The organism is Ancylobacter oerskovii (genome assembly GCF_018390555.1).
Classification (GTDB): domain Bacteria; phylum Pseudomonadota; class Alphaproteobacteria; order Rhizobiales; family Xanthobacteraceae; genus Ancylobacter; species Ancylobacter oerskovii.
Genome location: NZ_JAHBGB010000046.1, coordinates 25,659 through 38,452, shown reverse-complemented (window position 1 = coordinate 38,452; position 12,794 = coordinate 25,659). Strand labels below are relative to the sequence as shown.

Below are 12,794 nucleotides of genomic sequence, written 5' to 3'. Positions count from 1 at the left end.
CGCATGCGTCAGGCGTCATCAAATGAGGCTCGGAAAAAGGACACGCGCGAGAAGATCGAGCTCGGTGGCCTGATCGCCAAGGCCGGACTGCGCTACGAGAAGCGTGCCGTCCTGCTCGGCGCGCTGATCGAACTCGGCCAGAGGCTGAAGGCCGACGATGCCGAGCGGGTGCGCCTTGCGGCGATCGGCGCGAAGGCGTTCGGTCATGACCGCTAATAGGTTCCTGCTTGGCATTGCGCCGATCACGTTGATAATCGGTGTGCTGATCGGCCTGTCGGGCTTCGAGCACGCGGCCGCCAGCCTCGCCAAAACGGAGGTGCAGCGCCTGACGTTCGGGCGGGCCGGGCTCGCGCTGCCCTATATTGCGGCCGCCACGGTCGGTGTCATCTTCCTCTTCGCCGCCGCTGGCGCCGCCAACATCCGCACAGCCGGATGGGGTGTGGTCTCGGGATGCGCGGCGGCGATCATCATCGCCGTGCTGCGCGCGACGTCGCGGTCGCCAGCGCTCGCTCAAGTCGATCCGGCCTACCTGATCGGCGCCGGTGCGTCTCTGATCGTCGGATGCTTCGCCCTGCGCGTCGCCGTGAAAGGCAACGCCGCCTTCGCCACGCCAGTGCCAAAGCGCGTGCGCGGAAAGCGCGCCCTCCACGGTGACGCTGACTGGATGACCATGGCCGAGGCCGGCAAGTTCTTTTCTGACGGCGGCGGTATCGTCATCGGTGAGCGCTACCGTGTCGACCGAGACAGCGCAGCGGCCGCGGCGTTTCGCGCGACTAATCCGCAGAGCTGGGGAGCAGGCGGGCGTTCGCCGCTGCTCTGCTTCGACGCCTCCTTCGGCTCGTCGCACGGCATCGTCTTCGCCGGTTCCGGCGGCTACAAGACGACCTCGGTGACGATCCCCACCGCGCTGAAATGGGGCGGCGCGCTCGTCGTGCTCGACCCCTCGAACGAGGTCGCGCCCATGGTGATCGATCATCGCCGCGCGGCCGGGCGAACCGTCCATATCCTCGACCCGCAGGCGCCGGAGACCGGCTTCAACGCGCTCGACTGGATCGGACGCTTCGGCGGCACGAAGGAGGAGGATATTGCGGCCGTCGCCTCCTGGATCATGAGCGACAGCAGCGGCGCGCACGGCGTGCGCGACGACTTCTTCCGCGCCTCGGCCTTGCAGCTCCTGACCGCGCTCATCGCCGATGTCTGCCTGTCAGGCCATACGGCGGAAGAAGATCAGACGCTGCGCCAGGTGCGCGCCAATCTCTCCGAGCCGGAGCCGAAGCTGAGGTCGCGTTTGCAGGAAATCTACGACGGTTCGGGGTCGCCATTCGTGAGGGAGAACGTCGCCGTCTTCGTCAACATGACGCCGGAGACATTCTCGGGCGTCTATGCCAACGCCGTCAAGGAGACCCACTGGCTGAGCTACCCGAGCTATGCCGCGCTCGTATCCGGTAGTTCCTTCGTCACCGACGATCTCGCCGGGGGCGAGACGGATGTCTGCATCAATCTCGACCTGAAGACGCTGGAGACCCATGCCGGCCTCGCCCGCGTCATCATCGGCGCCTTCATGAACGCGATCTACAACCGGAACGGCGAGATGACGGGGAGGGCGCTGTTCCTGCTCGACGAGGTGGCGCGCCTCGGCTTCATGCGGATCCTCGAGACCGCCCGCGACGCCGGCCGCAAATACGGCATCACCCTCATCCTGCTATTCCAGTCCATCGGCCAGATGCGCGAGACCTGGGGCGGACGCGATGCCGCGAGCAAATGGTTCGAGTCGGCGAGCTGGATCAGCTTCGCCGCCGTCAACGATCCCGAGACCGCCGACTACATCTCCCGCCGCTGCGGCGCGACCACGGTCGAGATCGACCAGGTCAGCCGCTCCTCGCAATCCTCCGGCTCCTCGCGCACGCGATCGAAGCAGCTCGCGGCGCGTCCGCTGATCCAGTCGCACGAGGTGCTGCGCATGCGCGCCGACGAGCAGATCGTCTTCACCGCCGGCAACGCGCCGCTGCGCTGCGGCCGCGCCATCTGGTTCCGGCGCGCGGACATGAAGGCCTGCGTGAAGGCGAACAGGTTCCAGCCGGAGAAAGGCCGAGCGGCGTGAGCGTGATACTGACCGGACCACACAAACCTTCACGGAAATGAATCGATGAGCCCGGATCGATTCATAAGTGTCGTTGGACGCCGAATCCCGCCGATGGGATTCTGGCGCCATGCTCGCCCAGCCCTATCAGCTCTATGTCGAACGCCGGGATGCCTCCCGGAACATGGCCCGCTTCTACGCCATGTCGATCGAGCAGACCCTGTTCGGACAGATATGCCTCATCCGGCGCTGGGGACGCATCGGCGCATATGGGCAGACCATGCAGCACTCCTTCGACCGGGAGGACGAGGCCGTGCGGCTCTTCCTCGATCTGCTGCGGCAGAAGCGCAATCGTGGCTATCGGCCAAGGGAAAAGGGAGACGCCGAGCGTGGCTCATAAGCCGTCGTTCGACGCGCGCTATTCCTGAGGAAGCGCATATCTCAGAATGTGGAGTTCCTCGTCATCATCCCCCGGGCACTCACCTCAAGGACCTGGTTGACGAGATCGCCGTCGGCGCGCAATTCCTCGAGCGCAGTCTCGAACAGTTCGACCTGAAGGTCGAGATCCATGCCGACCGGCCCGTTGAGGCAGATCAGGCCAGCATGAATCGCGACATCGGCGTATTGCCCCTTGCTGCCGGGCTTGTCCCTGGGACCACGAAAATCGACGGAGTTCTTGGTCACGAAGGTCCAGTCTCCATCGACGATGATGGATTTCAGTTCCCAGTCCTTGCGCCCCGCGAGCCTCATCCAGACGATGTGGCTGGTCTCGCCGTACCCCTCCCGTTTTGCGATCTTGGCCAGTTCCGGGCTGAGGCACTCGTCGATCAGGAATTTCATCGCGCGGCCCTGCGTCGCGACACACGACGATCCGTGACGATCACGGATCCTTCGGGAAGCGATACAGGCGTGCGCGGCCGGCCCCGCTGGGGATTTGCCTCTGCGTAAAGAGCCGAGAGCCTGATCTCGCGCTCGCCAAGACTAGGATAGGCCTCGCGAACCCGCTCCATGGACGCACCTGCCGCAAGAGCAGCCGCGACGTCATGAACCGGAACGCGCGTGCCCTCGACAACGGGTGTACCGTCCAGGATCGCCGGATCGGACACGACCATCGCGCGCGCGGCGATGAGATCGCCAAGGCGCTCGCCCGTGCGGCGCACGAAGGGCGCGAGATCGATCGTCAGGAAATCATGACGAACGGTCCAGTCCCCGAGCAGATTGCTCGCCCAGGTCTCCCACTCCACCGCGAGGATCCGTGCTTCCGACTCACGGATCGCCTGTATCCTCTCCTCGGAGGTCAGGCGCCGGGCGCTATCGAAATAGAAGGCAATCAGTGTGCAGGCGGCGGCATGCACGCGCCGGCCATTGTCGAGCGAGATGAAATCCTTCGATAGGATATGCTCGTCGATAGCGCGATTGACGTCACGCAACTCGACCGCCGCAACGACGGCGGCCTCAGCCGGTCGCAGCAGCTCCGCTAACGCTGCCATGAAGGCCTCCTGGGATAATGTTTCCGATCAATCGGAAGATATATGGCGAGACTGCGGATTTCAAGGCACCGCTCAATGGCGAAGGATCGCCCGCGAAGATGCCGGCCCCGCCTCGTCGGCGGGGCCGGCTCGGGGTCAGTCCCGATTGGGGCGGGACCAGATCAGCGAGAGCCCTTCCTCATCTTCGACCTCGACCAGGGTGGCGTAGATCGGAGCCGGGAAGCTCGGATCGTCCAGCTTGACCGAGAGGTAGTCGCGGCCGCTCTGCTCGGAGTGCTTCTGCCACGCCGCGCCCAGCTCAACCGACCCGCTGGCGAAGATGCGGAAGTGCGGACCCTTGTCGGAGGGGTTCTCGATCCGCTCGAAGCGGGCCTTGACGTTGAGGGTGAGGGTCTTGATCGAGCCGGTGAAGCCGTTCGAGGTGGAGGTGAAGGTGCCGATGGTCGCCATGGTGCTTGTCCTTTTCCAGATTTTCGGGCCGCGCCCTCCGCGGCCTCGATGGCTGTCGACAAGACCGGAGACGATCGGACCGCACCCACCGGGGTCCCTGGCGCGCCAGCGCGACGGGGTGGTTCTTGGGGGCCGGAACGAAGTGAAGGACGGCATCTGGCGATTTTGTTAGTCGGTGAGGAATGGCGGTACCCGCAGGGTCCGCCAGGGGTCAGAAAGTCGCCTGACGCCGTTGCGGAAGGACGATCGAGGCGAAGTCGGTCTCCGGTCAGACATGCCCCATCGAGCCCGCAGGAGGGTCGGCCGTTCAAAGGAAAGAAAGGACGGGCCGTGGCTGAACCAGGACCTTGGCGTTCTCATCCTCGCCACCGCGCGGAAGATCGATCAGGCCGCGACGCCCCACCGCATTCGGGGACCGGCGGGTTCTGACAAATACCCCTCCAGGCAGGCGCATCACGAACCATCGTCACGGCTAAATGAGAATGGACGCCTGCGCCGGACAGCACGCCTATCGCGGCGGCTCCTTCTCCAACGAGGCTCGCGCGGATGGTGCCCGTCAGCCGACATCCGAGCCGACATTTCCCCGTCGAGGCCCGTGGTGAGAACCAACGCACGCCTGGCGCCCTGCCGCGAGCCACTTTCCAGGGGCGAAAACGTCAGCCCTCGGGCAATGTCTCCGGCCATCGCTGCGCGCCATGCAGGACGCGAAGGATACGGACCCTCGTTTCCGTTGCGACATAGGGCGTGCCGGGGATCACCCGTTCGCGCGTCCCGTCGATCCGTCCGGGACGGCCGCTTTCGGGAAAATCGCGCAGGCGACGCGCCGCACTCGCGATCCGCTCATCGACAGAAACCGCAGCGGAAGGGTTATCCGCCTCGATATGAGAGAATATGCCGTCGCGATCGGAGAGTGCCCAGGCGGACCAAACGAGCTTCACGATTGGACATTGCCGGCGCGGCGCCGTGCCGCCGCCCGGCGAGCCGAGAAATACACCTCGGCCTCATCGTCGGAAATATCGGGCCGGGTGTCGTTCAGCGCTTCCATCACCTTGGTCCGAAACCAGGCATCATACGCCTCGCTGTTCGCCACCAGTTCCAGCGGAAGCGCGCCCTCATTAGCGGTCCGGGTGAGCAGGATGCGCACGGCATCGGACACCGTCAGGCCCATGCTCTCGAGCACGGCAGACGCGCGATCCCGGATGTCGGCATCGATGCGGGTTTGAACGAGAGCGTTTGCGACCATCTGCGCCTCCTCTGCCGGCTAAATGTAATGCGATTGAATGACGATTGCCAGCCTTCTCCTGGCCATGCGCATGCGCCGGCGAACACGATGATCGGCCGTCAGAATGGCGGCCATCCGGATCGGGGAGGGCGCGATGCCCGCCCCGACGATATGCGCCGCCTGATGCCTCAGGCGACCCTGCGCTCTTCGGAAACAGCCGGCTGGAGGCTGTGCAGGAAGGCGACAGCGCGCTGCGCATGCGCGGCGGCCGAGAAGATCGCTCGCTTGTCCTGGGCCAGCACCTTGAGCCAGGAATCGAGATAGCTGGCATGATCCGGCCTCGGCTCGAGCTCCGGCACGATGCCGAGATCGGCGCAGAGGAAGCAGCTCCCGAGTTCCGCGATGAGTTCCTCGCGGGCGCGTTCGCTCCTGTCCTTGCCATAGCGGCTGAGATCGCGGTTCACGCGATGCGGCGCCGCGGTCCAGTGGGTGGCCTCGTGGCTGAGGACCGCGACGAAGCTCGCCGCGTCCCGGAAGGTCTGGAACGGCGGCATCTGGATGTGATTGCTGCCGGGAGAATAGAAGGCGCGATCGCCGCCATGCCGGATCACCGCGCCGGTATTAGCGAAGAAGTGGTCTGCCTCCTCGATCCGCTCGATCGGATCGAGGACAAGCTCGGCCTTCGCATGGTAGCGCTCCGGCAGCCCGTCGATCTGCGCGACGTTGAAGGCGGTATAGGCCTTTAGGAAGGGAATTTCCCGCTCGACCTCGCCGCCATTCCCATCGGCCTCGGCCTTGGTGAAGCGGCTGGCGAAGACCACCATGGTGCCGGCCTCACCCTTGCGTACCGTGCCGCCGAGCTCGATCGCCTGCTTGAACGTCATCCAGACCGGCGAGACGTAGCCGCGCGCCATGGCCTCGGACCACAGCAGCAGCACGTTCATGCCGGAATAGGGTAGACCATTGTGCCGTAGCGGCCGCGTCACCGGGCCGATGGCATTCGTGGAACGCCAGGGTTGCATCCAGGGCCGCACGCCCTTCTCCAGATCCGCCACAATCCTGTCTGTGATTCGCGCATAGATGTCGACGCGCGGCTTCTCTTCTTTCCTGCTCATATCCTGAACCTCCGTCCCGGAGGTCGCGCCGATCGCGACCCCGTCACGGTGGTCCTGAAGCCGGGCCAATCAGGAGGGGTGCGCACCCCGCAGGGACTGGAGCGGAAGCGGAAGACGGCGCAGCCGTTGCGCAGGCCGCCGGGCCCGGCAGGACCACAGGCCGGGACGGGGCGCGATAGGTGCGGAGCGATGCCATGGCATTGCTACCCCCACGCCATGCCGATCACCGCAGAGCGACCGAACCGACGACGAACCGGAGAGCGGAAAGCGGACGCGATCGATCAGGGTACGGTTTCGATATCCGTCTGCCGGAACTCGTCGGCCGTTGCGAGGATCGGGACGCGATAGTATTTGGCACAGGCGTAATGCAGACAGTCGCCGAGGTTGAGACCATGCCGACCGGCACGATATCGATGCGCCGCATGAAGCGAGAGCGCTGTCGCCCGTTTCGCCGGCGGCAGATCGCGGATCTCGATGCCCCGCTCTTCCAGGAACTCCAGCACCAAAGGCTCGAGCGCCTCGACCGTGAGGTTGAATTTGTCAGGCCGCGCCAGAGCGAGGACGGCCTCCAGCACCGCGAGAGGCGATGTGATCCGCTTCTTCGCCGTGGCGAGCGCCTGGGAGACGCGCTCCGCCTCCGGCTCATCCGTGAGGACGGCAATGATCGCGCAGGCGTCGACGAACATCAGCCCTCGTCCCACATCGCGTCGAACGCTTCACGCGGCAAGGGTTCCCTTGCCTTGTCATTCATGGCGATGCCATGCTTCTCGCGCAGTCGCGCGGCTGTCTGACGGGGCGTTTCGCTGTTGCGCCGCCGCTCGATCGCCTCTTTCATGGCGATAACGATGGCGTCGGTGATGCTGACGCCGGCTATCTTCGCGAACCTTCGCGTCAGCTCGTCTGCCTGCGGATTATTGACATTGATCGGCATGATCGCGCCCGTGTAGATATTTTCTGATCTTGATGTAGATAGCACAGTCTACATTTGAGAAACAGAACCATTGAATGAGAAGGGCGGGACCGGAGTCCCGCCCGAGGCGGCTCAGCCGAGAGCCGCCATCTGGAGTTCGGCCGCCTTGCTGTCGACGCTGTGGCCGGGATTCTCGACCTGCCGCTCGAAGGGCTTCCAGGCCTCGCCGACGACCAGCTCGTAGGCGGCAACCGCGCCCTCGGCGGCCATCCTGAGCGCATGGGCCTGAAGACCCATGTCGGCCGCGAACTCGCGCTTGCGCTGGGCGCCGCTGTCGAAACCGACCGGACCGTCGCGATCCTCGTCGCGCATGTCGTTGGCCGCCTTGGCGGTGGCATCGCGTGCTTCGGTGACAGCCCGGCTGTAGAACTGCCCGGCACCATGGGCCGAGCCGACATAGGCGCCGATGATGCGCTGCAGGTGGATCTGCATCGCCCGCTCCCCGAGCCCTTCCTTCAGCCCGTCGGCGGTCTCGACGATCAGGCGCTCATGCTGGTCGCGGATGCCGTCGCTGTCGAGGATCGGAAGTCCGAAGCTCTCGGAGATCAGGGTCATCTGCGTGGCATCGGGGCAGGCGAGGCGGACCATCTCAAGAGTGGTGCCCTTGCGAAGGGGAACAACGCGGGCGGTGTGACGGGAGGACGGGGCGGTCCTGGCCATGATGTATTCCTTTCCAGTTTCATCTCCCGAGGTCTGTCCGCCGCTTGCCGGCGTCCCCTCGGGTGCGGTCGAAAGGAACCGGCGGCCGCCGGGCGGTTCAGGGTCCGGCCCTTGCCAGGCGAGCGGACAGGGTCCGCGGACCAGCAGGGCGTCAGCCCTCGCGCAGGACGCGGGCCCGGTCTGTCGAGATCGGCGAGGGCCGGCCGCCACGCGGCGCGGCACGCGGCCTTGAAGCGCCCGGCAGACGGTTCAGACCGCAGCAAACCCGAGGTGATGCCGGTGAGCGGGGTTGAGAGGAACAAGGCAACCGGGAAGGAGAAGGCCAGCGACGCCCGACGACCTCCGTCTCCCCTCGACTGTCGCTCCCCGAAACGGCCCGCGGGAGAAGGTCCCGCTCCGACCCGTGCGATCAGGCGGCCCGCGGCAGGACGAGACCATGACGCACGCGAAGAACGGCGATCGCCTGATCCTGATGAGCCAGCTTCCGGGAAAGGGCGTCGACCTCGGGCTGGCGCTCGGCGGTCAGCGCGGCGAGATGCGAACGGTAGCGCTCAAGGAACGCGTTGGGATCGGGCGGCTTGCCATGCCGGTAGCCCGTGCGCTTCGGCTGGAGCCGTGGGATCAGCGCCGTCATCCGTCGGATGATCTGCCGGTCGATCAGGCCGAGCTGGTGCTGGGTCTGCCGGCGCGCCTCCTCCATGCGCGCGAGCTGGACGCGGACCTCGGATGGAAGGGTCATGTCGCGGAGCTCCCCTGCCAGCCGATGAAGCTCGACGGGCCGTCATAGACAACGTGACGGTCGGGATCGATGACGAAGCCGAAGCGGCCGAGCTTGTATTCATCCGACGGAACAAGGAAGCGCCGCTCCTCCGTTCACGGTCCACGATGCCCGCCCGGCGCGGCGACGCATTCGACGAACCCCGGCTGCTGCTCCGACGTAATCGCCGAGACCACGATCCAGTCGCCGGCGTGCCCGGCCTCGAAGGCGCGGCGGTCCTTCTCATGGGACTCGCCCGGAGCGAGGATCGTGCCGGTGATCGCCTCCCAGGCCTCAAACCAGTTGTCCTTGATCGTCCGCCCGGCGCAGCTCCGCGCGAAACCGGTGAACAGATGCGGGAAGGTGAGCGCCACGATCGCCCAGGCGCAGTCCTCCTCGTAGAAACCACCTTCACGCGCAGCATGGCATGCACCTGACGGTTCCGCTCCGCCGAGAGCTTGAAGCCGCCATGGCCGGCGGTCGAATGGCATTCGACACCCTCGGCATAGACGGTGGCACCCTGCGACGTGCCCCATGGCGTGTGGACGCGAGAGGAGATCTTGCGCCGTCCGAGCGCCTGACGTTCGCGTTGATGCTCGGCATGCTCCAGCACCCGGGCGCGGAACGCCGCCTCGTCGGTGAGTTCCCCGGAGTGGCCGTAGAAATCATCGCGCCGCCATTCGGCCAGAGGTCGGCGAATATGCTAGCCACCGGCGAGGTAATGCCGACCGTCACGACCGGGCAGCATCGCGAAAGCGTTGTCACCGACGCGCGCGACAGGGAAACCATCGCCGGAGATGCCGAAGACAGCCTCCAGGCACGCGGAGGCCGACCGGGAAGAGCTTTCGGGGGATGGTCATACCGCTCTCCCTTCGACGATATCGGCGCCAATTTCATCTTCCGTCACCTCCTCGAGCACGGCGCCGGGATAACCGTGCCGTGACAGCCATTCCTCCGCCGCGGCGCGATGTGGCGCGAGATGGACGAGCTCGGCATCGTCACCGGCGCGGTCGAACACCCGCACTGAACCGATCCCTGGACGCTCGACGATGGTGAAGCTGAGCGCGGATTCCAGCGAGAAGGTCCGATGGACACGGAGGGCGACGACGCCACCGGCACCGTAATCCGCCTCGTGCAAGGTATAAGGTGGCCGAGAGCGAGAGATTCCCGATCGCGCGACCGCCGCCCTTGCTGATCAGCCGCCCACGGCTGTTGCTGCTTTGCCAGGCCGCGAGCTTCTTCCGGTGCCGAGCCAGTGGGCGCGGCACGCCGTCGGACCAGGCGACGAGAGAGCCGATGGGAGCATGGTCATAGATGATGTGCGCGGACATGAGGTCCTCCTTGTGCGCGGGCGTGAAAACACGACCGCCGCCGGGATGACCGACGCCGGCGAGGAGCATTCGGAAAGAAGGGGAGGGGGAGCCGCTATTCGGCGGCTTCGCGGAAGCCCTCGGGGATGTCGGCGTCCTCGAAGCCGTCCTCATCCGCATCGAAGTCATGCGCCGGCTCGATAGGCTGGTCGCCGTCGAGCTCGTCCTGATCGGACGGCGTGCCGTCATCCTCGTCATCGATGGCGCTGTTTTTCGTTAGCCATTGGCTCAGCGCAGCGGCGTCCGGCGCGAACAGCGCCGTCGGATAGACGAAGCGCTCTTCCTTGAAATGCTCCACGAGCGCGGCGCGCGTATCCTTGACCCTGGCGCGGGGAGCCACGGATGTGTTCGCGCAAGCGCGCTCGAGGGCAGCGCGCGACAGGCAGGACAGGAACTCGTCCGTGCCCATATTCGGCAAGAAACCGTCGGCTCCGATGGCGTTGCCGGCGATCCGGGCCACGATCCCGCTATCGCTGCGGTTCTCCCGTGCCGACAAGGCATCGATCAATGCGGAGCGGGCCGCAATGCGCGGCCTGTCCCTATCGGGGGCAAGCTAGCCCTCCTCGTCGACGAGGCTGACGACATGGCGCTCCATCCGGGCATAGCCATAGATGTCGTCGGATGCTCCCGACTGGATCGAGACGTTGCGCCCGGCCAGTGCCAGCACCAGCAACGCCATCAACGTGTCGTCCTCGATGGGCGCGCGCGACAGCGCCTCATGGAGCGCATCGGTGCGCAGGTCACCGATCATCTCGATGCCCTTGCGCATCACCTCCGGGCGTGGCTTCGCCAGCGTCCCGACTTCGTCAGCGCCGGAGGTGGCCGTACCCTTCGGTTTCTTCTCCACGGGTATGCGGTAGTGCACGCTCTGCACCTTGCCCTCGCGGTCGAGATACAACGCGGTGCAGTCGCCCTTGCCCGGCTTGCCATGGATCCGCTCTGCTTTCTTCGGCAGTTCGGGCTGGCCCCAGCTATTGGCCTCGGTGATGATGCCCTTCTTCGGCAGATGGTTCGTCATCCACTCCTGCTGGGCGCCGAGGAACGCCTCGACCTGCGTGGTGTAGCGCGAGTCCTCATCGGCCGGCGCGAACAGGTCCTCGGTCCATTCGATGCCGTAGGCACGGGCGAGATCGTCGCCGAAGGAGGCATCGCGCGCATACATGCGCTTCTTCGTGAGCCCGTTGGCGATGCTCCACCACGATGCCTGCGGATCGCCCTTCTTGGGCTTGTGCGCCTTCCAGACCTCGCGCTGCTCCTCGAGCGAGGCCGCCGCGATGGTGCGCAGCTGCTGCTCATTCGGCATGTCGCCCTTGGCCATCTGATCCAGCATCGCCGGCAGCACATTGGCCAGCAGCCGGAGCTTGCTGATCTGACGCACCGGCAGGGCCAGAGCGACCGCGATCGCCTCCTCGGTCCAGCCGAGCGCGACCAGACGCTCGATGGCGCGCCACTGATCGACCGGGTTCAGCGGCTCGCGGGCGATGTTCTCCACCATGGAGCGCATGGCGCCATTGTCGTTGGCGGCGTCGACCACCAGCACCTCGATCTCCTCAAGGCCCGCCTTGATCGCCTGCTTCACCCGGCGATGGCCGGAATCGATGATGTAACCATTCCCGCCGCCGCTCTCCGGCGCGATCACCGGCGGCTGCACGATGCCGACCGCCTTGATGGTCGCCAGCAGCAGGGCGTCGGCCTGCGGCGTGGATCTGGTCAGGCGCGTGCGATCGGGATTCTCCTTCAGCGCGCGCGGGTCCACCTTCAAGATCTGCATGGGAATGCTCCTTGCCGGGCTATGGACACGAGGCATCACCCCGGTCCTGTTCCGTCTTCTTCCCGAAGACATCCCCCGGGCCGCGGAGCGGACGGACCGGTGCAACTGCGGGCGAGCATCCCTGCCCGGCCGGCCAAGCGGGGCTTCCAGCCCTGCGCGGGACGGCGGGCCGGGAGCGCGAGAGGACGCGGTTGAGCGACAGCGTCACCGGCACGGCCGATCCGCGAGGAGGTTTTTTGTCTCTTCTCCCCCCAACCATTCTGCTGTTTCGTCACTTTCCCGGGGCGAGGTGACCGATTACATCCTCGATCCAGGCCCGCGTCTGCGCGAGGACGTCGCTAGATAATTCGGCATCTTCGATGGATTGGGCGAGGATGGCGGTGCCGACCACAGCCGACCAGCTTCCGATCGCGACGCGCCGCTGCTCCGCTTCACTGCCCGAGGGCAGGGCCGCGCGTCGATCCTGCCGATCTGCAGGCGAAGGCCTCAGCCACCGCTGCGCACGCCTCGAAGCTCTGGTGGCGGGCGGCGGCCGCCATGGCCGCAGTCGGGCAGCCCGTGTCGGGATTGTCACGGTGCCGAACCGAGAGATAATCGCCGAGGAAGCGCTCGAGATCGAACGGTCCGGACGGGCTCGCCTTCAGCGCATGGATGCGGCGCGCGTGATACTGGAGGATGGCCGCCATCCGATGGGTGTCGTGGCGCGCGATACCGACTTTGCCGATCGCGACCGGATGCGCCGCGCCTTCCTGCACAGCTTCGGCCAGCCACCCGCCAGCCTGAAACGGGCCTCCGGCTGATGGAGGAAAGCGATCCATAATGACTGTATGCCCGGCGCCGTTATGTCCCGAAATACCGCTTAACTGACATTTGAGACGTCGACCCGAGACTGCATAGTGTCCTCATCAA

Annotated in this window: 13 protein-coding genes and 4 pseudogenes; 4 read left to right on the top strand and 13 right to left on the bottom strand. The window is 65.9% G+C overall.

Translation table 11 applies throughout. The annotated features are described in order from the left end of the window. The first annotated feature begins 3 nt into the window (after positions 1-3). The 3 genes from traD (at position 4) to KHC19_RS25445 (ending at position 2,480) form a co-directional block, all read left to right on the top strand. Positions 4-216 (top strand): type IV conjugative transfer system coupling protein TraD, encoded by a 213-nt coding sequence (gene traD, locus KHC19_RS25455; protein ID WP_213356600.1) that lies wholly within the window; start codon positions 4-6, stop codon positions 214-216. Next, positions 206-2,101: a Ti-type conjugative transfer system protein TraG gene (traG, locus tag KHC19_RS25450; RefSeq protein WP_213356598.1), complete on the top strand. Its 1,896-nt coding sequence runs from the start codon at positions 206-208 to the stop codon at positions 2,099-2,101. The genes traD and traG overlap by 11 nt, the downstream gene beginning before the upstream one ends. A 109-nt stretch (positions 2,102-2,210) precedes the next feature. Further along, on the top strand, positions 2,211-2,480 hold the full coding sequence (locus tag KHC19_RS25445) for a WGR domain-containing protein (protein WP_213356596.1): 270 nt from the start codon (positions 2,211-2,213) through the stop codon (positions 2,478-2,480). Positions 2,481-2,521: 41 nt separating this feature from the next. On the opposite strand, the gene KHC19_RS25440 is transcribed toward KHC19_RS25445, so the two are convergent. The 13 genes and pseudogenes from KHC19_RS25440 to KHC19_RS25380 all read right to left on the bottom strand — a co-directional run bounded on the left by KHC19_RS25440 (position 2,522) and on the right by KHC19_RS25380 (position 11,885). Next, on the bottom strand, positions 2,522-2,920 hold the full coding sequence (locus KHC19_RS25440) for a DUF5615 family PIN-like protein (protein WP_213356594.1): 399 nt from the start codon (positions 2,918-2,920) through the stop codon (positions 2,522-2,524). Then, positions 2,917-3,570 (bottom strand): DUF433 domain-containing protein, encoded by a 654-nt coding sequence (locus tag KHC19_RS25435; RefSeq protein WP_213356592.1) that lies wholly within the window; start codon positions 3,568-3,570, stop codon positions 2,917-2,919. The genes KHC19_RS25440 and KHC19_RS25435 overlap by 4 nt, the downstream gene beginning before the upstream one ends. 135 nt (positions 3,571-3,705) lie before the next feature. Further along, on the bottom strand, positions 3,706-4,020 hold the full coding sequence (locus KHC19_RS25430; protein WP_213356590.1) for a DUF736 domain-containing protein: 315 nt from the start codon (positions 4,018-4,020) through the stop codon (positions 3,706-3,708). A gap of 656 nt (positions 4,021-4,676) precedes the next feature. After that, the gene (locus KHC19_RS25425; RefSeq protein WP_213356588.1) at positions 4,677-4,958 is read right to left on the bottom strand and encodes a type II toxin-antitoxin system RelE/ParE family toxin; all 282 of its coding nucleotides are present in this window, start codon (positions 4,956-4,958) and stop codon (positions 4,677-4,679) included. Continuing rightward, entirely contained in the window at positions 4,955-5,263 is a 309-nt protein-coding gene (locus KHC19_RS25420) for a type II toxin-antitoxin system RelB/DinJ family antitoxin (RefSeq protein ID WP_213356586.1), read from the bottom strand. The genes KHC19_RS25425 and KHC19_RS25420 overlap by 4 nt, the downstream gene beginning before the upstream one ends. A gap of 167 nt (positions 5,264-5,430) precedes the next feature. Then, positions 5,431-6,357, bottom strand: a complete 927-nt coding sequence (locus KHC19_RS25415; RefSeq protein ID WP_213356584.1) for an ArdC family protein — start codon at positions 6,355-6,357, stop codon at positions 5,431-5,433. A gap of 281 nt (positions 6,358-6,638) precedes the next feature. After that, positions 6,639-7,043, bottom strand: a complete 405-nt coding sequence (locus KHC19_RS25410) for a type II toxin-antitoxin system VapC family toxin (RefSeq protein ID WP_213356582.1) — start codon at positions 7,041-7,043, stop codon at positions 6,639-6,641. Further along, entirely contained in the window at positions 7,043-7,288 is a 246-nt protein-coding gene (locus KHC19_RS25405) for a type II toxin-antitoxin system VapB family antitoxin (RefSeq protein WP_213356580.1), read from the bottom strand. The genes KHC19_RS25410 and KHC19_RS25405 overlap by 1 nt, the downstream gene beginning before the upstream one ends. 111 nt (positions 7,289-7,399) lie before the next feature. Further along, positions 7,400-7,987 carry a hypothetical protein gene (locus KHC19_RS25400; RefSeq protein WP_213356578.1) on the bottom strand — a complete coding sequence of 196 codons (588 nt, stop codon included), beginning with the start codon at positions 7,985-7,987 and terminating at the stop codon, positions 7,400-7,402. 409 nt (positions 7,988-8,396) lie between these two features. Continuing rightward, positions 8,397-8,726 carry a hypothetical protein gene (locus tag KHC19_RS25395; protein ID WP_213356576.1) on the bottom strand — a complete coding sequence of 110 codons (330 nt, stop codon included), beginning with the start codon at positions 8,724-8,726 and terminating at the stop codon, positions 8,397-8,399. After that, positions 8,723-9,561, bottom strand: a pseudogene (locus tag KHC19_RS25390) (DUF7007 domain-containing protein). Before KHC19_RS25390 ends, KHC19_RS25395 begins: the two are co-directional and overlap by 4 nt. 39 nt (positions 9,562-9,600) lie before the next feature. Next, positions 9,601-10,075 (bottom strand): annotated as a pseudogene (locus tag KHC19_RS26090) (hypothetical protein). Positions 10,076-10,169: 94 nt separating this feature from the next. Continuing rightward, positions 10,170-11,885, bottom strand: a pseudogene (locus KHC19_RS25380) (ParB/RepB/Spo0J family partition protein). A gap of 644 nt (positions 11,886-12,529) precedes the next feature. Here KHC19_RS25380 and KHC19_RS26085 point away from each other — a divergent pair. Then, positions 12,530-12,685, top strand: a pseudogene (locus tag KHC19_RS26085) (GlxA family transcriptional regulator); the annotation flags it as partial. Positions 12,686-12,794: the final 109 nt, after the last annotated feature.

Bases quoted from the DNA above. Each gene is read 5' to 3' on its own strand.
- KHC19_RS25430 (WP_213356590.1), bottom strand. From the start codon at position 4,020: ATGGCGACCATCGGCACCTTCACCTCCACCTCGAACGGCTTCACCGGC.
- KHC19_RS25415 (WP_213356584.1), bottom strand. From the start codon at position 6,357: ATGAGCAGGAAAGAAGAGAAGCCGCGCGTCGACATCTATGCGCGAATC.
- KHC19_RS25410 (WP_213356582.1), bottom strand. From the start codon at position 7,043: ATGTTCGTCGACGCCTGCGCGATCATTGCCGTCCTCACGGATGAGCCG.
- traG (WP_213356598.1), top strand. From the start codon at position 206: ATGACCGCTAATAGGTTCCTGCTTGGCATTGCGCCGATCACGTTGATA.
- KHC19_RS25405 (WP_213356580.1), bottom strand. From the start codon at position 7,288: ATGCCGATCAATGTCAATAATCCGCAGGCAGACGAGCTGACGCGAAGG.
- KHC19_RS25400 (WP_213356578.1), bottom strand. From the start codon at position 7,987: ATGGCCAGGACCGCCCCGTCCTCCCGTCACACCGCCCGCGTTGTTCCC.
- KHC19_RS25440 (WP_213356594.1), bottom strand. From the start codon at position 2,920: ATGAAATTCCTGATCGACGAGTGCCTCAGCCCGGAACTGGCCAAGATC.
- KHC19_RS25435 (WP_213356592.1), bottom strand. From the start codon at position 3,570: ATGGCAGCGTTAGCGGAGCTGCTGCGACCGGCTGAGGCCGCCGTCGTT.
- KHC19_RS25420 (WP_213356586.1), bottom strand. From the start codon at position 5,263: ATGGTCGCAAACGCTCTCGTTCAAACCCGCATCGATGCCGACATCCGG.
- traD (WP_213356600.1), top strand. From the start codon at position 4: ATGCGTCAGGCGTCATCAAATGAGGCTCGGAAAAAGGACACGCGCGAG.
- KHC19_RS25395 (WP_213356576.1), bottom strand. From the start codon at position 8,726: ATGACCCTTCCATCCGAGGTCCGCGTCCAGCTCGCGCGCATGGAGGAG.
- KHC19_RS25445 (WP_213356596.1), top strand. From the start codon at position 2,211: ATGCTCGCCCAGCCCTATCAGCTCTATGTCGAACGCCGGGATGCCTCC.